This window comes from Rhodosalinus halophilus (assembly GCF_003298775.1).
In the GTDB taxonomy this organism is placed as follows: domain Bacteria; phylum Pseudomonadota; class Alphaproteobacteria; order Rhodobacterales; family Rhodobacteraceae; genus Rhodosalinus; species Rhodosalinus halophilus.
Genome location: NZ_QNTQ01000001.1, coordinates 141,291 through 161,478, shown reverse-complemented (window position 1 = coordinate 161,478; position 20,188 = coordinate 141,291). Strand labels below are relative to the sequence as shown.

Genomic DNA, 20,188 nt, shown 5'->3' with positions numbered 1-20,188 from the left:
GGATGACGACGCAGAGCACCGAGGCGCGCGCGGGGCCGGGATGGCGCCAGGCGGCGCTTTTCGCGGGGCTGTTCCTGGCCCTCTATGCCGCGCTCGCCGCGCTGGCCGAGGTCCGTGTCGGGCGCGGGGCGGAAGAGAGCGCCTTCCAGAAGCTGCTCGCCGCGCGCGGCGCGCAGGCCGACTGGATCGTGCTGGGCGCGAGCCACGCGCTGCCGCTGGCCTACGGCGACGTGCCCGGACGGCTCGCCGAACAGACGGGCGCGCGCATGCTCGTGCTGGCCGAACTGGGCGCGGGGCCGGTCTATGCCCGCTTCGTGGCCCGCCAGGCGCTGCGCGACGTGCGTCCCGCCCGCCTTCTCTACGTGCTCGATCCCTTCGCCTTTCAGGCGCGCGAATGGAACGCCGGCCGCGTCGAGGACCGCACCCTGCTGCGCACCACGCCGCTGCGGATCTCCACGGCGCGACTTATGGCCGGTATGGTGGCGCGCGAGGGTGTCGATCCACGCGCGTTGGCTGACTATCTCGCCGGATTCTCCAAGCTCAATCCGCCGCGCCGCTTCGCCACCGACGGCTGGCAGGGCGCGGCGGCCTTCGACCGCGTCGCGCGGCCCTCGCGCCACGCGGTGCAGAGCCGAATCGACTACCTCTACCCCGAGGGGAGCGGTCCCGCGCAGGCCGACCCCGCGCTCGAGGCCTTCGCCGCGCTGATCGACGAGGCGCAGGCGGCGGGCGTGGAGGTGGTGGCGGTGCGCCTGCCGCTGCCGGAGCACTTCCGCGACGCGCTGCCGGCCTCCACCACGGTGCTCGACGCGGCGCGGCGGATCATGGCGGCGCGGGAGGTGCCGTTTCACGATCTCTCCGCGGAGCTCGACGACCCCGCGCTCTATTTCGACACCGACCACCTCAACCGAACAGGCGTCGAGCGCCTCTATGTCGAGCATCTGCGCGCCATCCTGACCGCCGCGCCGCAGTAGACGCGGCGCGTCCGATCGCGCGGCTCTCACGCCCGCAGCGGCGGCGCCGCCGCGGCGGGGGAGCGGAGGGCGCCGCGCCCCCCCTTTTCCGGCACCCGAGGGCTTGCACCCTGCCCGAGGGAGCGCTATGCACCGCCCCACCGCTGGGGTGTAGCCAAGTGGTAAGGCAGCGGTTTTTGGTACCGTGTACCGTAGGTTCGAATCCTACCACCCCAGCCATGAGATCTCCGATCGTCGACGCCGGTTGCAGGCGGCCGGAACGGTCAGTCGTCGTCGGGCTGCCGGGCTTCCGATGCGGGTTCGTCGTCTTCGTCGAGCGGCGGGCCGGGGAAGGCGTAGCCGCCGCCCAGCCAGCGCGCGAGGTCGACGTCGGCGCAGCGGCGCGAGCAGAAGGGCCGGTATTTCGGGTCGGTCGGTTTCTTGCAGATCGGGCAGGGCATGCGGTCTCCGGTCGCGCGTGCGCCGAGGCTGCGTCCCTCGCGTCGCGCTGGCAACCCCGAGTCAGAGGCTCAGGGGCGGGCGGGCGCGCGTGCGCTGCAGCTCGATGTGACCCAGCGCGGTCCAGCCCAGCAGCGCGGTCTCGACAGGGTCGGCGCGCAGCGCGGCCTTGAGCGCGCCCTCGATCTGCTTGCGGTCGCGCTTGGGGCTGGGGGCGGGGTCCACCACGACCTGACCGCCGAGACCGCGCAGGCGCAGCGCCCTGGGCAGCGCCCTGGCCATGGCCAGATTGGCCTTGAGCGCCGCGGCGGGCGAGGTATCGGTGCCGGTGTCCACATCGACCGAAACCAGCGCGCGCGTGGGTTCCACGCTCATGCGCGCACCGCCTGCGAGCGGCGTCACCGGGTCGGACAGCGCCGCGATCTCGTCTAGAACGTCGAGCCGCTCGAAGGCGTCAGCGCCATGCGCCACCTCGGCCGGTTCGGTCCAGTCGCGCCAGGCGAGCGCGTGCGGCCCGTCCCCTTCGAGCAGGAGCGCGGGCGCGGCGCCCCCGTCCCCGAGGATCTGCGTGAGCGCCGCGGCGAGGGCGCGCAGTTCATCGACGACAGCATCCTCGTCGGCCGAGGCCGCGGCGGAGCGCAGGATGACTCCCGTCCCCGACGGCGCGACTCCCTCGGCGAGCGCGGCGAGGGCCGCGCGGCGGTCGGGGTCGCGGATGCGGCGGCTGGGGTTCACGCCGGGCGCGCCGGGCGTGAGCACGGCGAACCGGCCCTTGAGGGCGAGGCGCGAGGTGACCGGCGGGGCCTTGCCCGGCTCGGCATAGCCGGTGATCTGCACGAGCAGCGGTGCGTTCGTGCGCACACCCTTGGTCTGGCGCAGGAAGACGCGGCCCTCGGGCGTGCTGAGGAAAAGCCCCCCCTGGCCTTTCATCGGGCGGTCGGGGCGGGCGCGGTAGATGGTGCCGGGCCGCGGCGCGTCGGTGTCCACGATCAGGTCGTCGAGCCGCCCGTCCACCATCAGCGCCGCCGCCTCGCGGCCGCGCCATTCGCCCAGAACGACCCTCCGCCCCTTCACGCGCGGCGCTCCCAGAGCGGCCAGCCCGCGGCCTGCAGAAGCGCTGCGGTTTCAGCCAGGGGCAGGCCCATGACGCCCGAGTAGCTGCCCTGCATCCAGGGGATGAAGGCCTCTGCCAGCCCCTGGATCGCGTAGCCGCCGGCCTTGCCCTGCCATTCGCCGCTGTCGAGATAGGCGGCGATCTCGGGCTCGGAGAGTCGCTTCATCTTCACTGCGCTTTCCACCTGTCGTTCCCAGAGCGCGTCGCTGCGCCGAAGCGCGACGGCGGTGACGACCCGGTGGCGCCGGCCCGAGAGCAGCTCGAGGAAGGCGCGGGCCTCGCCCGCGTCGGCCGGTTTGCCGAGGATGCGGCGGCCCGCGGCCACGGTGGTATCGGCGGTGAGGACGAGATCCTGCGGTCCCGCCTCGATCGCCGCCGCCTTCTCCCGCGCCATCCGCGCGGTGTAGGGGCGGGGGAGTTCTCCCTTGCGGGGCGTTTCGTCGATGTCGGCGGGGCGCACCTCGTCGGGCGCGACGCCGAGCCGCGCGAGCAACTCCTGCCGGCGCGGGCTCGCGGAGCCCAGAACGAGCCGCAAGGCTTACTTGAAGCGGTAGTTGATCCGACCCTTGGTCAGATCGTAGGGGGTCATTTCGACCTGAACCCGGTCGCCCGCGAGGACGCGAATGCGGTTCTTCCGCATCTTTCCTGCCGTATGCGCGATGATTTCATGGCCGTTGTCCAGCTCGACCCTGAATGTCGCGTTCGGCAGGAGCTCCTTCACGACACCGGGAAATTCGAGCGTATCTTCCTTGGCCATGTTGTCTCCTGTCCTTACCGTCCGCGCAGCCCGCGGACGCCGTGTAAATGAGGGCAAACGCCGTGCTTTTCAAGTCGCGAATCACCCGAGCGCGACTCGCGTGACCTCGCCGATACGCGGCGGCTGTTCCTGCCAGTGCGTCATGTTGAGCACCACCCCGTCGGCGCGGACATGGGCGATCGCGGCGGGGTCGACCTCGGCGCAGGTCCAGCCCGGGCGGTCGAGCTCCCCCACCGCCAGCACGCCGTCCTCGGGAAAGCCCGTGTCCGGCGGGCCGAAGACGCCGCCTGCGCCGGAGTTCGTGTCCACCGCGTAGGACCAGGCGGCATCGCCGACCGTCGAGGACATCACCGCGACGCACTGCTGCTCGAGCGCGCGCGCCATGGCGCCGATGCGCACCCGCCAGTAGCCGCGCCGCTTCTCGGTGCAGGAGGGCACGAGGAGGATCTCGGCGCCGGCCTCGACCAGCGCGCGGGCGAAGAGGGGATATTCAGCGTCGTAGCAGATCAGCACGCCGATCTTTCCGAGCGCCGTGTCGAAGAGCGTGAGCGGCCCGCCGGGGGCGATCGACCATTCCTCGCGCTCGAAGCGGGTCATGATCTGCTTGTCCTGATGGCCCGAGGCGCCCGAGGGCGCGAAGAAATGCGCGCGGTTCACCGGCCGCGGCCCGAGCGCGGGGTCGAAGACCGGCGCGGAGGCGCCGAGGATGTGCACGCCGTGCTCCGCGGCGAGCCGGGCGTGCAGCGCATTGGCCTCGGGCACCCGGTCGGAGACCGCATGCGCCGAGCGTTCGAGATCCGCGGCCGCATCCGATCCGGCGAGGGTCGAAAGCTCCATAGCGCCGTATTCGGGAAAGACCAGCAGCTCCGCCCCGGCCTCGGCGGCCTCGCTCACCCATCGGGCGAGCTTGTCTTCGTAAGCCGTCCACGACTCGAGAAAATCCATCGGGTAGGCGGCGGTGGCGATCTTCATCTCACGTCTCCTTGGGTCGCGCCGGGCAAGCGGCTTGCAAGCCGCTTGCAAGCCCGTTCCAACGGGCTTGCTCCCGGCTCAGAGGTCGCGCATCCAGAACTGGAGCGGCTTTTCCGTCTTCTCCGCCCGGTCCACGTCCTTCCATGCGAAATGCGCGACCACGCCGGGCAGTTTCTCATAGCCGCGCCTGCGCCAGAAGGCGTCGAGCGGGCGATGGTCCGCCGGGCGCAGCGGATGATCCTCCGGCCGCACGACCCCGCAGAAGCAGCAGCGCGCGAAGCCCAGGCGCCGTGCGTGCTCCTCTCGCAGGTCGAAGAAGCGGTGTCCGATCCCGCGCCCGCGATACTCGGGCAGGAGGACGGATTCGGCGCAGTAGAAAAGCGTCGAGAGGTCGAGGCTGCTCTCCGCGAAGGCCGCCGCGAAATCCTCGGCGTGGTCCTGCATCGGCGTGCCGGTCGCAGCCCCCACCAGCCGGTCGCCGTCGAAGGCGCCCACGAGGATGGCGTTCGCGCTCTCGCGGTAGGGCTCGAGATACTTGCGCTCGTAGTCGAAGTTACCGTCGTAGAGGTATGGAAAGGCGCGGAAAACCTCTATGCGCAACCGTGCTACATCGTCGAGCGCGGCCTCCAGCGCCTCTCCCGTCAGCGCCTCCACCCGCATCACGCGACCTGCCGGATCCAGTCGGCGAGATTGTAGTAGGTGACCACCCGCGTGATCCGCCCGTCCCGAAGCGAGAAGAACGAGCCCGCCGGCAGCCGGTAGGTCTGGCCGTGCGCCTCCGGCAGGCCCTCGTCGGTCGCCAGATACCGGCCCTCGACCACATATTCCGCCGCGGCGCGCGTGCCGTCCTCGGCCTCGAAGATCACCATCTCGGTCAGCCGCTCCGCGTAGCAGTGGCTCATGTGCGCGCAGAACTCGGCGAAGGCGGTCTTGCCCACCCGCACGCGGCCCTCGTTGACGTGGTGTTCCACGTCCGGGTCGAGACAACCCAGCATCGCGGGCACGTCGCCCGCGTTGAAGGCCTCGAAATAGCGCCTGACGGTCTCGCTCATGCTCTCGCATCCTCCGTGGGGGGGCCGAAAGTCTCGATCAGCCGCGCCGCGATCTGGTCGCGGCTCTGGCGGTAGGCGGCGAGCTTGGTCTCGCGGGTGTCGCCGATGCCGGTGGGGTCCATGATCGGCCAGTAGATCACCTCGAGGTGAAAATAGCGCGTGAGGTCCAGCGCCTTATGCCTGCTCGCGGGCGAGAGCGCCACCACCAGGTCGAAGGACGACAGGTCGTCGCCCCATTGTTGCATCTCGTCGAAGCTGCGCACGCGGTGGCGCGAGAGTTCCACCCCGATCTCGGCGCAGACGGCGATGGCGAAGCCGTCGATGTCCATGTCCGAGATCACGCCGGCCGACTGCACGTAGGTCTCGAAGCCGTAGAACTTCTTCATGATGCCTTCCGCCATGGGCGAGCGGACGGCGTTGTGATCGCAGCAGAAGAGGACCGACTGGGGCAGGTCCCGCACCACCGGATCAGCCCCCCCAGTGCAGCACGCAGATCAGGGTGAAGAGCCGGCGCGCGGTGTCCTCGTCCACCTCGGCCTTGCCCTCGAGCCGCTCCATCAGGATGCGCGAGCCCTCGTTGTGGATGCCGCGGCGGGCCATGTCGATGGTCTCGATCTGGCTGGGGGGCAGCTTCTTGACCGCGTCGAAGTAGCTTTCGCAGATCTGGAAATAGTCCTTCACCACCTGCCGGAAGGGGCTGAGCGAGAGGTGGAACTCGGCCGCCTTCTCGCCATTCTCGGTGGCGATGTCGAAGACCAGCCGCTTCTCGCGGATCGCGAGATGGACGCGGTAGGGCCCGGCGGGCGCCGTGCGGCCATCGCGCGCGGGCAGGGAGAAGCTGTTGTCCTCCAGCAGGTCGAACATCGCCACCTTCCGCTCCTGCTCGATCTCGGGCGTGGGCGGCGGCAGGTTCGAATCGTCGAGTGCGATGTGGCTGATGCGGGACATGGGGCCGTCTGGCGTCTTTCTTGCGTCGTCCGCCCTGACTAGCCCGCCCGCGCGGGGCGCACAATGCGCAGCGACCCTCAGTCGTTCAGCTTCGCCAGCCGCGCCGCCACCGACAGCCCGTGCGCCTCGAGGCTTTCGGCGCGGGCGAGCCGTTCGGCCGCCGGGCCGATGGCGCGCAGCGCCTGCGGGCTCATGCGCGCGGTGGTCGTGCGCTTGAGGAAGTCGAGCACCGAGAGGCCGGAGGAAAAGCGCGCCGAGCGGGCCGTGGGCAGCACGTGGTTGGGGCCGCCCACGTAGTCGCCGATCGCTTCCGGCGTCCACTGGCCGAGAAAGATCGCGCCGGCATGGGTGATCCGGTCGGCGAGCGCCTCGGGGTCGGCCACGCAGAGTTCCAGATGCTCGGGCGCGATTCGGTCGGCGAGCGCCGCGGCTTCCCCGAGATCGCGCACCGTGATCACCGCGCCGAAGTCGCGCCAGCTCGCCGCGGCGATCGCGCGCCGCTCCAGCGTCTCGAGCCGTGCCTCGACAGCCTGCGAGACCGCGCGGGCGAAGCCCGCGTCCGGCGTGATCAGGATCGCCTGCGCGCTCTCGTCGTGCTCGGCCTGGCTGAGCAGGTCGAGCGCGATCCAGTCCGGGTCGTTGTCGCCGTCGGCGATCACCAGGATCTCCGACGGCCCCGCGATCATGTCGATGCCGACGCGGCCGAAGACCTGCCGCTTTGCGGCGGCGACATAGGCGTTGCCGGGGCCGGTGATCTTGTCCACCGCGGGGATCGTCGCGGTGCCATAGGCGAAGGCCGCGATCGCCTGCGCGCCACCCACGCGATAGATCTCGTCCACCCCCGCGATGCGCGCGGCCATCATGACCAGCGGGTTTGCCTGCCCGTCCGGGGTGGGCACCGCGACGGCAAGCCGCGGCACGCCCGCCACCCGCGCGGGAATCGCGTTCATCAGCAGCGACGAGGGATAGGAGGCGAGGCCGCCGGGCACGTAGAGCCCCGCCGCCGAGACCGGGCGCCACCGCCAGCCCAGCGTCGCGCCTTCGGGGTCGGTCCATTCGGCGTCCTCGGGCATCTGTCGCGTGTGATAGGCGCGGATGCGTTCGGCCGCCTGCTCGAGCGCGTCCCGGTCCGCCTCGGCGACCTGGGCGCAGAGCGCATCGACCTCCGCTTCGGAGAAGGCGAGCGTGTCGGGCGCAAGCTCGAGCCGGTCGAAACGCGCGGTCAGCTCGATCAGCGCCGCATCCCCGCGGGCGCGCACGTCGGCGAGGATCGCGGCGACCGCGGCATCGACGTCGGCGCTCTCCTCGCGCTTCGCGCCGAGCAGGGCGGCGAAGCCCGCGTCGAACTCCGGGTCTTTCGTGTCGAGGAACTGCGGCACCGGCGTCTCCCTTGCGTGCGGCGGGTCATAGCCAGCCGGCGCGGCGGTCTCAACCCCGGCGGAGGTGCGGCCGTTGTGCGCGGTCAACGCGCCCGCCGCGTGCCCGCGTCAGACTGACGGCGAGGGGCGATTTTTCCGCCCTGCAACATGGAGGCTTTCCTGATGAAATCCAGAGCCCTGATCGCGGCCGCCCTGGCGGCCTGTCTGCCCGCCGCGGCCGCCGTCGCGCAGGATGACCCCGGCGCGCGCGAATACATGAGCTCCTGCGCCAGCTGCCACGGCGAGAACGGCAAGGGCGAGGGGCCGCTCGCCGAGCTGATGACCGTGGCGGTGCCTGATCTCACGCAGCTCTCGGCACAAAACGACGGTGCCTTTCCGATGCTCCAGGTCATTCAGGTGATCGACGGCCGCAGCGGGATCCGCGGTCACGGCTATCCGATGCCGGTCTGGGGCAGCCGCTACAAGGCCGAGGCGATGGGCGCGGGCGAGTATTCGGCCGAAATCGTCACGCGGGGGCGCGTCCTTTCGCTGGCGCTATATCTGGAGGCCATGCAGGAGTGACGCGGCAGGGGCCGGGCGCGGACCAGGCCAGGCGTCCCCGACCGGCGTCGTGACGGCGGCGCGCGGTTTCCCGGCCCGTCAGACGCCGTGATCGGGCGCCTTGCCGGAGGGGGCGGCGTAGGGGCGCGTGACGTCCTTGAGGCGGGCCTCAAGCGCCTCGACGTCGAGCCGGATCGCGCCGTCGCCCGAGAGCACCAGCGTCAGCGCCCCCGGTCCCTCGGGCGGCCCCTCGTAGTCGAGCGCCAGCAGCGCGAGCACCGTGTCCGCGTCGCGCCGGTCGATGCCGAGGCTCGAGACGCGCCCGACGTTCTCGACGACCAGCATCGCGCGGGTGCGCTCGTAGGGCCGCCCGCGCGCCTCGGCGGCGGCGCGATCCTCCCAGCGGAAGCGGTTGACCAGCAGCGCAAAGCGCCGCCGCTTCGCGTCCCAGCGCATCTCGGTGGCCGGAAAGACCGCGTCCTGAAGCAGCGCCGAGAGCACCTCGAGATCCTCGGTGTCCAGCGCGGCGAGGTTGAGCGGGCGCTCGCGGCCGTCCTCGAAGCGCGCGTCCTCCGTCATCAGGCGGCCACCCTCTCGATCTTCGCGCCGATGCCCGAGAGCTTCTCCTCGACGCGCTCGTAGCCGCGGTCGAGGTGATAGACGCGGTTGACCTGCGTCTCGCCCTGCGCGGCCAGAGCGGCGAGGATCAGCGACACGCTCGCGCGCAGATCCGTCGCCATGACCGGCGCGCCCTTGAGCCGCTCCACACCGGTGACGGTGGCGGTGCCGCCCTGCACGTCGATGCGCGCGCCCATCCGCATCAGTTCCGGCGCATGCATGAAACGGTTCTCGAAGATCCGCTCCTCAAGCACGCTCACCCCGTCGGCGAGGCAGAGCAGCGCCATCATCTGCGCCTGAAGATCGGTGGGAAACCCGGGATAGGGCGCCGTGGCGACATCGACGGCGCGGATCCGGCCGTTGCCGCGCGAGACCGCGACGCCACTCGCGGTTTCGCGGACGGTGATGCCGGCCTCGTCGAGTTTTTCCGCGAAGCTCGGCAGAAGCTCGAGCCCGCCGCCCAGGCATTCCACCTCGCCGCCGCAGATCGCCGGCGCCAGCATGTAGGTGCCCAGCTCGATCCGGTCGGCCACCACCTTGTGCGTGGCGCCCGAGAGGCGCTCGACCCCCTGCACCTCGATCCGCTCCGTGCCTTCGCCCGCGATCTGCGCCCCCATGGTGCGCAGGCACCGGGCGAGATCGACGATCTCGGGCTCGCGGGCGGCATTCTCGATCACGGTGGTCCCGCGCGCGAGCGTCGCGGCCATCAGCGCGTTCTCGGTCGCGCCGACCGAGACGAAGGGGAAGGCGATGCGCCCGCCCCGGAGCCCGCCGGCGGGCGCACGCGCGTGAACGTAGCCCTCGCGCAGCTCCATCTCGGCGCCCAGCGCCTCGAGCGCGCGCAGGTGCAGATCGACGGGCCGCGCCCCGATCGCGCAGCCGCCGGGCAGCGAGACTTCCGCCTCGCCCAGCCGCGCGAGCAGCGGCCCGAGCACGAGGATCGAGGCGCGCATCTTCCGCACGATGTCGTAATGGGCGAGATGCCCCGTCAGATCGTGCGAGGAGAGCGCGAGCACCTGTCCGCCCTGCAGCGGCACGACCTCGGCGCCCAGCGACTGCAGCAGCGCGCCCATCGTGCGGATGTCGGAGAGCCGCGGCGCGTTGGTGAGCGTGAGCGGTTCCTCGCTCAGCAGCGTGGCGGGCATGAGCGCCAGACAGGCGTTCTTGGCCCCTGCGATGGGCACGCGGCCCTTGAGCGGGCCGTTGCCCGTCACGACGATGGAATCCATGGCTTTGTCGCCCTCGCTCTACTGCTCCTTGCCGGCCGGGGTGTCCTCCCCGGTCCTGCCTTCTTTCTCCGGCCCGCCGGAGCGCGCCCGGGCCTGTGCCTTGCGCCGCGCGAGGTTGGCCCTGAGCGCCGCGCCCAGCCGCGCCTTGCGGTCCGTTCCGGGCTGACCGCGAGCCTTTTCGTCGTCCGATCCGCGGGTCATGTCTCTGTCTACCGCACGCGGGAAAAGGCGTCCAGATTGCGCTTGCGCGGGCGGCGCGAAGCGTCTAACACGCGCCCCACGCAGACCGGTGGCCGAACCGGCCGCGGTGCAAGGGCTGCCGTAGCTCAGGGGTAGAGCACTCCCTTGGTAAGGGAGAGGCCGAGAGTTCGAATCTCTCCGGCAGCACCAGAAAAAAACAAGCACTTAGCCAGAAGCGTCGAGCCGCTGAGTGCCGTTTCGCGGCGGTTTTGGGGCAGAACCTGCGAGCCGGACCCGCTCCGCGGGGTAGTCCCTCCGGTCGCGGAGCTTCCTTGCCAGCTCCCGCATGGTGATCTCCTGCGCCCCTGCCGCCACAGCCTTCCTGCGGCAGCTCAGGCTCACGTCGAAGTGCTCCAGCCGGGTTCCCGGCTTCTGGAGCCAGCGACAGGAGAGCCCGAGCCTGTCGGCCAAGAGCCATGACGGCCCCCCTGGTTCACAAGAAACTCGGTGGTCCCCGGCAAGCCATGGCGAGCGCAAGACCCTTGCGAGGCCGTCCGGGGACAACCTGCCGCCATTCCGGACTGGCGGGTTCGATCAGGCGCGTCGGTCGAAGGACTCGAGCGCGGCCTCGTGCCAATCGGGATGATGGTGCCAGTAGGTGCTCTTGATCGTGGAGGTCGAGGTCGAGAAGTAGCCGGCGACCTGCCAGATCGGGACACCCCGCTGCATCATCCAGGTGATGGCGGTGTGCTTGAGGGTGTTGGGGGGTGACATCGGATAAATCCATCTCGACGCCCTTCTGGGCGGCCATCTCCTGGGTGGCCGGGGCGGCCACATCGACCGCGTGCTCCTCGCGTAGAGCGTCAGGCACATCGAGATGCTCAGGTCTTGCGGCTGCGTGGGACCACTCGGTCGGGTCTTTCTCTCGATGTAGGCCGCGAGGGCTGCTTCAGCATCTGCGCGCCCGCATTCGGCGCTCGGATACCTCTCACCAACGGAGTTCCTGACCAAAACCACCGCGCCGGTGCTTGAGACACTTGCGGTCTCGGCGCCGCCGCTCGACACGCAAACTCGACCGGAAGATTCGGGATCGCCCCGGCCCTGATCGTGGGGGAAGGTCACCGGGCCAGCCAGCCGCCGTCCACCGCGAGCACGGCGCCATGCACGAAGCCCGCGGCCTCGCTTACGAGGAAGAGGACGGGCCCGGCGATGTCCTCGGGCCTGCCCCAGCGTCCGGCGGGCACCCGCTCCAGAAGGGCGCGGCTGCGCTCGGCGTCCGCCTGCAAGGCGGCCGTGTTGTCGGTGGCGACATACCCCGGCGCGACGGCGTTCACGTTGACGCCATGCGCCGCCCACTCGTTCGCGAAGCTGCGCGCGAGCTGCGCGACGCCGGCCTTGCTGGCCGCGTAGCCGGGCACGAGGATGCCGCCCTGGAAGCTCAGCACGGAGCCCACGAACACGATCTTGCCGGCGCCGCGCGCGACCATGCCGCGGCCGATCTCGCGCGTCAGCACGAAGGGCGCGGTCAGGTTCGTGGCGATCGCCGCGTCCCAGTCCGCGTCCGCGTGCTCGGCAGCAGGCGCGCGCCGGATCGTGCCGGCGTTGTTGACGAGGATGTCCACCGCCGGGTGGTCCCGCGCCAGCGTGTCGCAGAGCACCGTCAGCGCCGCGCGGTCGGAAAGGTCGCAGGGCAGGGCGGTGAAGCGGCGCCCCTCGGCGCGCACCTCCCGGGCCACGTCGTCGTCCTCCGAGACGGAGGCGCTGACGCCCAGAATGTCCGCGCCGGAGCGCGCGAGCGCCACGGCGATCGCCCGCCCGATGCCGCGCCGGCAGCCGGTGACGAGGGCGGTCTTTCCGGAGAGATCGGGATGAATGTCCATGGGGCTACACCAGCATGCGGCGCGGATCGGCGAGGTAGCCGGCATGGGCGGCGAGGAACCGCGCCGCGTCGGCGCCGTTGATGACGCGGTGATCGTAGCTGAGATCGAGCGGCGCCATGGGCACGGGCCGGAACGCCTCGCCGTCCCAGAGGGGCACCACCTCGGTGCGCGTGATGCCGAGGATCGCAAGCTCGGGAGGGTTCACGATGGGGGTGAAGGCGGTGCCGCCGATGCCGCCCAGGTTCGAGATCGTCATCGACGCGCCGCCCATCTCGTCGGGGCGGATCTTGCGGGCCTGCGCACGCGCGGCGAGGTCTCCGATCTCCGCCGCGATGCGCAGGAGCCCCTTGCGGTCGGCGTCGCGGATCACCGGCACCATGAGCCCGTGGGCCGTGTCCACGGCGATGCCCACATGCACGTAATCCTTCAGGATCAGCGTCTCGCCGTCGGCGGACAGCGAGGCGTTGAAGCGCTCGAAGTCGCGCAGGCAGCGCGCCAGCGCCTTGACGTGGAAGGCGAGCGTGGTGAGCCGGACGCCCTCGGCGCGCGCCTCCTCCCTGACCCGGGCGCGGAACGCCTCGACGCCGGTGAGGTCCGCCCGGTCGTGATGGGTGACGGCGGGGATGAGGGCCTGCGCCGCGGCGAGGTTCTGGGCGGCGACGCGGGCGAAGCGGCTCATGGGCGCCTCGCGCACCGGTCCCCAGGCGGCGTGGTCCACCTCCCAGTGGCTCGTGTCAGCCGCGGGGGCGCCCGCGGCCGGGCCGGCGGGGGCGGCGCCTGTGATATCCTCCTGCCCGATCGTCTCGCGGCCGAGATCGCGGGCGAGGGCGGCAAGGTCCACGCCCCGCTCGGCGGCGCGCTTGCGGACGGAGGGGCTGGCGATCACGTCGGCCATCTCACCACTCCGCCGAGATGTACTGGGTTTCCATGAACTCGTGCATCCCCTCATGGCCGCCCTCGCGCCCGAGGCCGGACTGCTTCGTGCCGCCGAAGGGCGCCGCCGGGTCCGAGACGAGACCCCGGTTGAGCCCCACCATGCCGTAGTCGAGCCGCTCGCAGACCTGGAGGCCACGCCGGAAGTCGCCCGAGAACACGTAGGCCACGAGGCCATATTCCGTGTCGTTGGCGCGCCGGATCACGTCCTCGGTGTCGGTGAAGGTCTGCATCGCGACGACCGGGCCGAAGATCTCGTCCCTTACGCAGTCGGCCGTCTCGGGGACATCCGTCAGCACCGTGGGCGGGTAGTAGAAGCCCTTCCCGCCGGGAAGCTGCCCGCCGAGGCGCAGCCTGGCGCCCTTGGCGACGGCGTCCTCGACGAAGGCGTGCACCTTGTCGCGCGTGTCGGCGTTGACGAGGGGGCCCACGTCCACGCCCTCCTCCCGCCCGTCGCCGAGTTTCAGCGCGCCCATCGCCTCGGTCATCCTCCGCGCGAACGCCTCGGCCACCGCCTCGTGGACGTAGAAGCGGTTCGCCGCGGTGCAGGCTTCGCCGAGGTTGCGCATCTTGGCGAGCATCGCGCCCTCGACCGCCTGGTCGAGATCGGCGTCCTCGAACACGATGAGCGGGGCGTTGCCGCCGAGTTCCATCGCGGGCTTAAGGACCTGGTCCGCCGCGCCGTGCAGCAGCTTGCGGCCCACCTGCGTCGAGCCGGTGAAGGAGATCACGCGCACCCGCGGGTCGTGCATCAGGTGATCCACGAGCGCGCCGCTCCGGCGCGAGGGGAGCACGTTGACGAGGCCCTTGGGCACGCCCGCCTCCTCGAGAAGCGGCATGAGCGCGAGCATGGTGAGCGGCGTCTCGGAGGCCGGCTTGATGATCACGGGGCAGCCCGCCGCGAGGGCGGGGGCGATCTTTCGCGTGCCCATCGCCGCCGGATAGTTCCAGGGCGTGACCAGCACGGCGATGCCCGCGGGCTTGTGTTGCACCACGATCCGCGCGCCGGTCGAGGGGCCGCGGGTGACGAGCCCGTCGGCGCGCACGGCTTCCTCGGCGAACCAGCGGAAGAACTCGGCGGCATAGGCGGCCTCGCCCATCGCGTCGGCACGCGCCTTGCCGTTCTCCAGCGTGATGAGGCGGGCGAAATCCTCAAGCTGCGCGGTCATCAGCTCCCACGCCCGGCGCAGCACCTCGGCGCGCTCGCGCGACGTGCGGCCCGCCCAGTCGGCGAAGGCAGCCTCGGCCGCGTCGAGCGCCGCGTCGGCATCCGCCGTCGTGGCCGAGGCGACGGAGGCGAGCACGGTCTCGTCGGCGGGGTTGATCACGTCGAAGCGCGCGCCCTCGGCGCCCGGGCGCCAGTCGCCGCCGATGTAGAGGTCGGTGGGCAGGGTCTCGAAGATCCGGTCGAGCTTGGTCATTGGGGTCTCCCGTGTCAGAGCAGGTGCCGCAGCGGCTCGGAGAGCCGGCCGGCGAGGCCCGCGACGAGGGCGAGCGCGGCCTCCTCCGGCAGCGCGGCGGCGTCATGGGCCAGATGCAGGGCGAGCGTGTCGCCCCTGCGGGTGACTGTGAGCCGGGGAACATGCGCGGCGGCCGGTTTCACGGCGGTGAGCGCGGTGCCCGTCAGGTCGCGGAGGATGAGCGCCGGCGGAGCCTCCGACGGCGCGGGCGCGGCCGAGAGCGGCGCGAGGTCCGGATCGTCCATCGCGGCAGGCGCGCCGAGCGCCCCTGCTGCGATCGTCAGCTTTCCTTCCGCGCCGCGCGCGGCGCGCATCGCCCCGGCCGCGAAGGCCGCGAGCAGGCGCGGCCCGTCCGGGGGCGTGTCCGTCACCGAGGCGAGCCAGGCTTGGAAGTCGTCGTAGGCGGCGGCGTCGATCTCGGCCGAGATCACCCCGACCTCGCCGCCCGCCGCCGCCGCGGCGGGCGCGGCGGATTTCGGCAGGGCGCGGAGCGTCTCCAGGTCCGCGACGTGGAAGGGCTGGGGGTATCCCGCCGCCGCGAGACGGGCGAGGTCCAGCCCCTCTTCGGCGGCGAGCCTGCGCGCCTTCGGCGAGGCGAGGATGCGCCCCGCCGGGGCGGTGGCTGTCGAAACCTCCGCAGGCCGGGGCGCGGGGATGGGTGGGCGCTCGGCGGTCTTGTCCGGCTCCGGCCGGGCCGGGGCGGCTTCCGGCCGCGCCGGGGTGGGCGCGGCGGCCATCGCGCGGCGGACCGGGGTCGCCGGCGCCTCTGCCGAAATCACCGCGATGACCTGTCCGACGGGCACGTCGTCGCGCTCTTCCGCGAGGATCGCGGCGAGATAGCCCGCCCGGTCGGCCTCCACCTCCATCGTGGCCTTGTCGGTCTCCACCTCGAGGAGCGCGTCGCCCTCGGCCACCGCCTCGCCCGGCTCCTTGTGCCAGGCAACGACGATCCCGGAGTCCTGCGCCATGCCGAGCGCCGGCATGATGACCTGGTGCCCCTCGGGCAGCGCCGCCTCGCCGTCGGGCTCGGCGGCCTCGGCGGCGGCATCCGGCGCGTCGCCCGCACGCGCGGCCGGGGCAGGGGCCTCGTCCGCGCCGTCCGCCGTCTCGGCGATGAGCGCCACGATCCGGCCCACGGGAACCGTCTCGCCCTCCGCCGCGCGCACGTCGGCGAGGAAGCCGTCATGGGCGGCCTCCACCTCCATCGTGGCCTTGTCGGTCTCCACCTCCATCAGCGCGTCGCCGGCCTTCACGGCGTCGCCCGGGCTTTTCAGCCAGGCGACGATGAGCCCGGAGTCCTGCGCCATGCCGAGCGCCGGCATGATCACTTCATGCGGCATCGGCCAGCTCTCCCCTGACGGCGGCGCGGGCCCGCTCGGCGACCGCGTCCGGCGTGGGCACGGTCAGATCCTCGAGGGCGGGGCTGAACGGCACGGGCACGTCCATCGCGCCCATCCGCTGGACGGGATAATCGAGATGGTAGAACGCCTTTTCCGAGATGCGGCTGGCGATCTCGCCCGTCACCCCGAAATTCCTGTGGCCCTCGTCGATGATGATCGCGCGGGAGGTCTTCTTCACGCTCTCCACGATGGTCGCCTCGTCGAAGGGCACCAGGGTGCGGGGATCGATCACCTCGGCGGAGATGCCTTCGGAGGCGAGCGTCTCCGCGGCCTGCCGCGCCACCTGCACCATGGAGGAGGTGGCGACCAAGGTGATGTCGCGCCCCTCGCGCAGCACCGCCGCCTCGCCGAAGGGGATGAGATACGCCTCCTCCGGGACGGCCGCCTTGTCCTGGTACATCAGCTTGTCCTCGAAGATGACGACCGGGTTGTCGTCCCGGATGGCCGTCTTCAGGAGACCCTTCGCCTCGTAGGCCGAGGAGGGCATCGCCACCTTGAGGCCCGGGATATGCGCCACCAGCGCATGCAGCGACTGCGAGTGCTGGGCGGCCGAGCGCCGCGTGGCGCCGAGATTGGTGCGCAGCACCATCGGCACCTTCAGTTTGCCGCCCGACATGTAATGGGTCTTGGCCGCCTGATTGCAGAGCTGGTCCATCACCAGGTAGAGGAAATCCCCGAACATCAGGTCCACGATCGGGCGCGAGCCGGTCATCGCCGCGCCCACCGCCATGCCGACGAAGCCGGGCTCCGAGATGGGCGTGTCGATCACCCGGTCCGGCCCGAACTCGTCCACAAGCCCGGCCAGGACCTTGAAGGGGGTGCCGGCCTCGGCCACGTCCTCGCCCATCAGGAAGACGGTCGGGTCGCGGCGCATCTCCTCGGCGATGGCCTCGTTCACGGCCTTGGCAAGCGTGATCTCGCGGGTCATGTCCGCTCTCCGTCGATGTAGGGCAGGGCGTGTTCGACGCCGGCGAAGACATGCATGTCCACTTCGCCCGCGTCGGGGTATTTCGCGTCGAGCGCGTAGGCGACGGCGGCCTCGGCCTCCGCGCGGATCTCGTCGTTGATCGCGACGAGTTCCTCGGCCGTCAGGATCCCTTCCGACTCCAGCCATTTGCCGAAATTGACGATCGGATCGCGGCGCTCCTTCCACGCCGCCTCCTCGTCCTTCGAGCGATAGTAGTCGCGGTTGATGTCGCCCACGTGGTGGCCGTGGTAGCGGTAGGTGTCGAGCTCGACGAAGAACGGCCCCTCGCCGCGGCGGGCACGCTCCACGAGCTTGCGCGCCAGATCGTTCACGGCGAGCACGTCCTGTCCGTCCACCTTGTGCGCCTCGATCCCGAACGCCTCGGCGCGCGCGGTGAGCGAACCCGCCGCGATCTCCTCGGTCTTCGTGTATTCGGAGTAGCCGTTGTTCTCGCAGGCGTAGATCACCGGCAGCCGCCAGAGCGCGGCCATGTTCATCACCTCGTACCAGAGCCCCTGCGCCGTGGCCCCGTCGCCGAAGAAGCAGACCGTCACGAAATCGCGGCCGAGGCGCTTCGCGCTGAGCGCGGCCCCCGTGGCGATCCCCATGGAGCCGCCGACGATCGCGTTGGCGCCGAGGTTCCCGTGCGCCTGGTCGGCGATGTGCATGGAGCCGCCCTTGCCGCGGCAATAGCCCTCCTCGCGGCCGAGAAGCTCGCAGAACATCTCGAGGAAACTCGCGCCCTTGGCGACGCAATGGCCGTGCCCGCGATGCGTCGAGGTGATCCGGTCCTCGTCGGTCAGCGCCTCGCAGATGCCCACGGCCACCGCTTCCTGGCCGGAATACATGTGGGTGAGCCCCGGCATCTTCGCCGAGAGATAGAGCTGGTTGGCGTTGTCCTCGAAGGCGCGGATGCGCACCATCTGCCGGTACATCCGCACATAGTCCTCGGTGTTGGTCCTCGCCTTGGTCATCTGTCCTCCCGCGCGGGCCACGCCGCGGTGCTGTCGTCGTCCTGGTGAAAAGCGGTGCGTGAGATCACGCACCCTACGCCCGCCCCGGCCGTAGGGTGCGTGCTTGCACGCACCTCAATACCGGTTGGCGATGGGAAGCTCCTCGGCCGGGAAGAGCGATATGACCTCCACCCCGGTGTCCGTGACCACCACCTCCTCCTCGATCCGCGCGGCGGAGTAGCCATCCGCCGCCGGGCAATAGGTCTCGAGCGCGAAGACCATGCCGGTCTGGATCTCCATCGGGTGCTCGAGGCTGACGGCCCGGCTGATGATCGGTCGCTCGTGCAGCGCGAGGCCGAGGCCGTGTCCGAACTGCAGCCCGAAGGCTGCGTCCTCGGAGGGAAAGCCGAACGCCTCCGCCTTGGGCCAGACGGCGGCGACCTTGTCGGTGGTGACGCCCGGCTTGATCATCTCGATGGAGGCGTCGATCCATTCCCGCGCCTTCACGTAGGCGTCGTGCTGTGCGGGGGTGGCGCGGCCGATGTTGAAGGTCCGGTAATAGCAGGTCCGGTAGCCCTGGTAGGACTGGAGAATGTCGAAAAAGGCCTGGTCGCCGGGGCGGAAGTAGCGGTCGGTGAAGTTGTGCGGATGCGGGTTGCAGCGCTCGCCCGAGATCGCGTTGATCGCCTCGACGTCGTCGGAGCCCATCTCGTAGAGCATCTTGTTCGAGAGCGCGACGATGTCGTTCTCGCGGATGCCGGGTTTCAGTTCCTCGTAGATCATGTGGTAGACGCCATCGACCATGGAGGCGGCCTGCGTCAGAAGCTGGATCTCGTCCCAGTTCTTGATCTCGCGCGCGGCGAGCATGATCTGCTGGCCGTCCACGACATGCAGGCCCTCCTCCTGCAGCGCGTGGAACATCGCCGTCTCGGCGTAGTCCACGCCCACCGGCATGTCGGCCATGCCGGCATCCTTGATGAGCTGGGCGATCTGACGCGCGTACTTCCGCATCAGCCCGAACTCGGGCGGGATGGTGCCGCGCATCCCCACCACCCCGGCGAGGCAGTGGTCGGGTTCCAGCCAGTCGGAATACTTCTGGTGATGCACGGCGGCCGATCCGAAATCCCAGACGTAAGGAGACTCGTCGCCCGTCAGCAGGCAGAAGCGGCACATCTTGTCCCGTTCCCACTCGCCGATCTTGGTGGCCGAGACGTAGCGGATGTTGTTCACGTCGAAGAGCAGAAGGGTGCCCGCGTTCGACGCCTCGAGCGCCTGGCGCGTCCGGGCGAGGCGGTAGCGGCGGAGCCGGTCATGGTCGATCCGGCGCTCGAAATCCACCGACATGTGGCCCGGAGCGGGAAGACGTCCCTCCCAGCGCCAGTTGGGTTCGAGGTCCTGCGGCGTCAGCACGTTGGGCTTCAGGGCGAGGTTCATCGGGTATCCTCCGTAGGGTGCGTGCTTGCCACGCACCGTCATGCGGGTTTTCGCGGCGTAGGGTGCGTGCTTGCCACGCATCTTGGGTCGGTCGGTCGGAGGGGCGGCCGGTGCGTGCCGAGCACGCACCCTACGCCCGCGGCCGTCACTGGATGCACCAGCCGCCGTCGATGTGGATCATCTGGCCGGTCATGTAGTCGCTGTCGGGCGAGGCGAGGAACGCGGCCGTCCCCCGCACGTCGTCGGGGTAGGAGACGCGCTTGATCTGAAGCTGATCGCGCACGATGTCCTCGTAGGCCTGCCCCTCGCGCTCCTTGAAGCCGATGTCGATCAGGTCCTTGTCGAGCTGCTCCCAGAGCGGCGTGACCACGACGCCCGGCGCGTAGCCGTTCACGGTGATGTTGTGCTCGGCCAGCGCAACCGCACCGCAATGGGTGAGCGCGAGGCAGCCGTATTTCGAGGTGCAGTAGACCGTCACGTCCACCAGCGGCTTGCGGCTGGCGATGCTGCCCACGTTGATGATCTTGTAGGGGTAGTCCCGCTTGCCCTGGTCGATCATCTGGCGCGCGGTCTCCTGCATGCCGAGCCACATCGCCTTGGTGTTGACGTTCATGATCATGTCCCAGTTGTCTTCGTCGATATCCATGAAGAACCGGGGCTTGTTGAGGCCGGCGTTGAAGAGGCCCACGTTGATCTCGCCGAAGGCGTCCACGGTGGCGGCGACGGCGGCGGCGTTGTCCTCGCGCCGGGTGACGTCCATCTTCACCGCGATCGCCTGGCCGTTGCCGCGGGCGTTGATCTCCCCGGCCACCTTCTCCGCCTCGTCGATGTCGATGTCGCCGATGCAGACATTGGCGCCCTGCTCGGCGAAATGCCGGGCGTTGGCCGCGCCCATGCCCTTCGCGGCGCCGGTGATCAGGATGTTCTTGCCCTTGAGGCGTTCGGGGTCCATGTCGCTCC

At 70.7% G+C, this 20,188-nt stretch carries 25 protein-coding genes and 2 tRNA genes; 4 read left to right on the top strand and 23 right to left on the bottom strand.

Annotated features, from left to right (window positions below; genetic code table 11):
• Positions 1-2: 2 nt before the first annotated feature.
• Both DRV85_RS00715 and DRV85_RS00710 read left to right on the top strand, forming a co-directional pair.
• Positions 3-974 carry a hypothetical protein gene (locus DRV85_RS00715; RefSeq protein WP_113287509.1) on the top strand — a complete coding sequence of 324 codons (972 nt, stop codon included), beginning with the start codon at positions 3-5 and terminating at the stop codon, positions 972-974.
• A 144-nt stretch (positions 975-1,118) separates the two neighbouring features.
• Positions 1,119-1,193, top strand: a tRNA-Gln gene (locus tag DRV85_RS00710).
• A 44-nt stretch (positions 1,194-1,237) separates the two neighbouring features.
• Here the strand turns inward: DRV85_RS00710 and DRV85_RS00705 are convergent.
• The 10 genes from DRV85_RS00705 to hisD all read right to left on the bottom strand — a co-directional run bounded on the left by DRV85_RS00705 (position 1,238) and on the right by hisD (position 7,634).
• Positions 1,238-1,414 carry a DNA gyrase inhibitor YacG gene (locus DRV85_RS00705; protein WP_113287508.1) on the bottom strand — a complete coding sequence of 59 codons (177 nt, stop codon included), beginning with the start codon at positions 1,412-1,414 and terminating at the stop codon, positions 1,238-1,240.
• 61 nt (positions 1,415-1,475) lie between these two features.
• Positions 1,476-2,486 carry a ribonuclease E/G gene (locus tag DRV85_RS00700; protein WP_113287507.1) on the bottom strand — a complete coding sequence of 337 codons (1,011 nt, stop codon included), beginning with the start codon at positions 2,484-2,486 and terminating at the stop codon, positions 1,476-1,478.
• Complete coding sequence (locus tag DRV85_RS00695) at positions 2,483-3,061, bottom strand: Maf family protein (RefSeq protein WP_113287506.1); 579 nt, start codon at positions 3,059-3,061, stop codon at positions 2,483-2,485. Before DRV85_RS00695 ends, DRV85_RS00700 begins: the two co-directional genes overlap by 4 nt.
• Positions 3,062-3,064: 3 nt before the next feature.
• Positions 3,065-3,283 carry a translation initiation factor IF-1 gene (gene infA / locus DRV85_RS00690; protein WP_023849011.1) on the bottom strand — a complete coding sequence of 73 codons (219 nt, stop codon included), beginning with the start codon at positions 3,281-3,283 and terminating at the stop codon, positions 3,065-3,067.
• An 81-nt stretch (positions 3,284-3,364) separates the two neighbouring features.
• Positions 3,365-4,255 (bottom strand): carbon-nitrogen hydrolase family protein, encoded by an 891-nt coding sequence (locus DRV85_RS00685; RefSeq protein ID WP_113287505.1) that lies wholly within the window; start codon positions 4,253-4,255, stop codon positions 3,365-3,367.
• A gap of 78 nt (positions 4,256-4,333) precedes the next feature.
• A complete protein-coding gene (locus DRV85_RS00680) occupies positions 4,334-4,915 on the bottom strand; it encodes a GNAT family N-acetyltransferase (RefSeq protein ID WP_113287504.1) in 582 nt (193 codons plus the stop codon).
• Positions 4,915-5,307 (bottom strand): ketosteroid isomerase-related protein, encoded by a 393-nt coding sequence (locus DRV85_RS00675; RefSeq protein WP_113287503.1) that lies wholly within the window; start codon positions 5,305-5,307, stop codon positions 4,915-4,917. The genes DRV85_RS00680 and DRV85_RS00675 overlap by 1 nt, the downstream gene beginning before the upstream one ends.
• Entirely contained in the window at positions 5,304-5,771 is a 468-nt protein-coding gene (locus DRV85_RS00670; protein WP_199525730.1) for an arsenate-mycothiol transferase ArsC, read from the bottom strand. Before DRV85_RS00670 ends, DRV85_RS00675 begins: the two co-directional genes overlap by 4 nt.
• Positions 5,772-5,775: 4 nt before the next feature.
• Positions 5,776-6,255: a UPF0262 family protein gene (locus DRV85_RS00665; protein WP_113287502.1), complete on the bottom strand. Its 480-nt coding sequence runs from the start codon at positions 6,253-6,255 to the stop codon at positions 5,776-5,778.
• A gap of 77 nt (positions 6,256-6,332) precedes the next feature.
• The gene (hisD, locus tag DRV85_RS00660; RefSeq protein WP_113287501.1) at positions 6,333-7,634 is read right to left on the bottom strand and encodes a histidinol dehydrogenase; all 1,302 of its coding nucleotides are present in this window, start codon (positions 7,632-7,634) and stop codon (positions 6,333-6,335) included.
• A 162-nt stretch (positions 7,635-7,796) separates the two neighbouring features.
• On the opposite strand from hisD, the gene DRV85_RS00655 reads away from it, so the two are divergent.
• Positions 7,797-8,195: a c-type cytochrome gene (locus DRV85_RS00655; RefSeq protein WP_113287758.1), complete on the top strand. Its 399-nt coding sequence runs from the start codon at positions 7,797-7,799 to the stop codon at positions 8,193-8,195.
• A gap of 78 nt (positions 8,196-8,273) precedes the next feature.
• Here DRV85_RS00655 and DRV85_RS00650 read toward each other — a convergent pair whose 3' ends face one another.
• From DRV85_RS00650 to DRV85_RS00640, 3 genes are read right to left on the bottom strand one after another with little or no spacing between them, the layout of a single operon-like run.
• The gene (locus DRV85_RS00650; RefSeq protein WP_113287500.1) at positions 8,274-8,753 is read right to left on the bottom strand and encodes a DUF2948 family protein; all 480 of its coding nucleotides are present in this window, start codon (positions 8,751-8,753) and stop codon (positions 8,274-8,276) included.
• Entirely contained in the window at positions 8,753-10,021 is a 1,269-nt protein-coding gene (gene murA, locus DRV85_RS00645) for a UDP-N-acetylglucosamine 1-carboxyvinyltransferase (RefSeq protein ID WP_113287499.1), read from the bottom strand. Before murA ends, DRV85_RS00650 begins: the two co-directional genes overlap by 1 nt.
• An 18-nt stretch (positions 10,022-10,039) precedes the next feature.
• Positions 10,040-10,222: a hypothetical protein gene (locus DRV85_RS00640; protein ID WP_113287498.1), complete on the bottom strand. Its 183-nt coding sequence runs from the start codon at positions 10,220-10,222 to the stop codon at positions 10,040-10,042.
• A gap of 114 nt (positions 10,223-10,336) precedes the next feature.
• Here DRV85_RS00640 and DRV85_RS00635 point away from each other — a divergent pair.
• Positions 10,337-10,411 (top strand) — tRNA-Thr (locus DRV85_RS00635).
• Positions 10,412-10,426: 15 nt separating this feature from the next.
• Here the strand turns inward: DRV85_RS00635 and DRV85_RS00630 are convergent.
• The 10 genes from DRV85_RS00630 to DRV85_RS00585 form a co-directional block, all read right to left on the bottom strand.
• Entirely contained in the window at positions 10,427-10,672 is a 246-nt protein-coding gene (locus DRV85_RS00630) for a DUF4031 domain-containing protein (protein WP_113287497.1), read from the bottom strand.
• A 123-nt stretch (positions 10,673-10,795) separates the two neighbouring features.
• A complete protein-coding gene (locus tag DRV85_RS00625) occupies positions 10,796-10,975 on the bottom strand; it encodes a hypothetical protein (RefSeq protein ID WP_113287496.1) in 180 nt (59 codons plus the stop codon).
• 344 nt (positions 10,976-11,319) lie between these two features.
• On the bottom strand, positions 11,320-12,081 hold the full coding sequence (locus DRV85_RS00620) for an SDR family NAD(P)-dependent oxidoreductase (protein ID WP_113287495.1): 762 nt from the start codon (positions 12,079-12,081) through the stop codon (positions 11,320-11,322).
• A 4-nt stretch (positions 12,082-12,085) separates the two neighbouring features.
• Positions 12,086-12,976 (bottom strand): 2-oxo acid dehydrogenase subunit E2, encoded by an 891-nt coding sequence (locus DRV85_RS00615; protein ID WP_113287494.1) that lies wholly within the window; start codon positions 12,974-12,976, stop codon positions 12,086-12,088.
• Between the two features lies 1 nt (position 12,977).
• Entirely contained in the window at positions 12,978-14,435 is a 1,458-nt protein-coding gene (locus DRV85_RS00610; RefSeq protein ID WP_113287493.1) for an NAD-dependent succinate-semialdehyde dehydrogenase, read from the bottom strand.
• Between the two features lie 14 nt (positions 14,436-14,449).
• On the bottom strand, positions 14,450-15,814 hold the full coding sequence (locus DRV85_RS00605) for a biotin/lipoyl-containing protein (protein WP_113287492.1): 1,365 nt from the start codon (positions 15,812-15,814) through the stop codon (positions 14,450-14,452).
• Positions 15,804-16,802, bottom strand: coding sequence for an alpha-ketoacid dehydrogenase subunit beta (locus DRV85_RS00600; protein WP_113287491.1), 999 nt, complete (start codon positions 16,800-16,802; stop codon positions 15,804-15,806). Before DRV85_RS00600 ends, DRV85_RS00605 begins: the two co-directional genes overlap by 11 nt.
• Positions 16,799-17,815 (bottom strand): thiamine pyrophosphate-dependent dehydrogenase E1 component subunit alpha, encoded by a 1,017-nt coding sequence (locus DRV85_RS00595; RefSeq protein WP_113287490.1) that lies wholly within the window; start codon positions 17,813-17,815, stop codon positions 16,799-16,801. Before DRV85_RS00595 ends, DRV85_RS00600 begins: the two co-directional genes overlap by 4 nt.
• 114 nt (positions 17,816-17,929) lie before the next feature.
• Positions 17,930-19,228, bottom strand: coding sequence for a M24 family metallopeptidase (locus tag DRV85_RS00590; RefSeq protein ID WP_113287489.1), 1,299 nt, complete (start codon positions 19,226-19,228; stop codon positions 17,930-17,932).
• Positions 19,229-19,373: 145 nt separating this feature from the next.
• Positions 19,374-20,180: an SDR family NAD(P)-dependent oxidoreductase gene (locus tag DRV85_RS00585; protein ID WP_113287488.1), complete on the bottom strand. Its 807-nt coding sequence runs from the start codon at positions 20,178-20,180 to the stop codon at positions 19,374-19,376.
• Positions 20,181-20,188 lie beyond the last annotated feature (8 nt).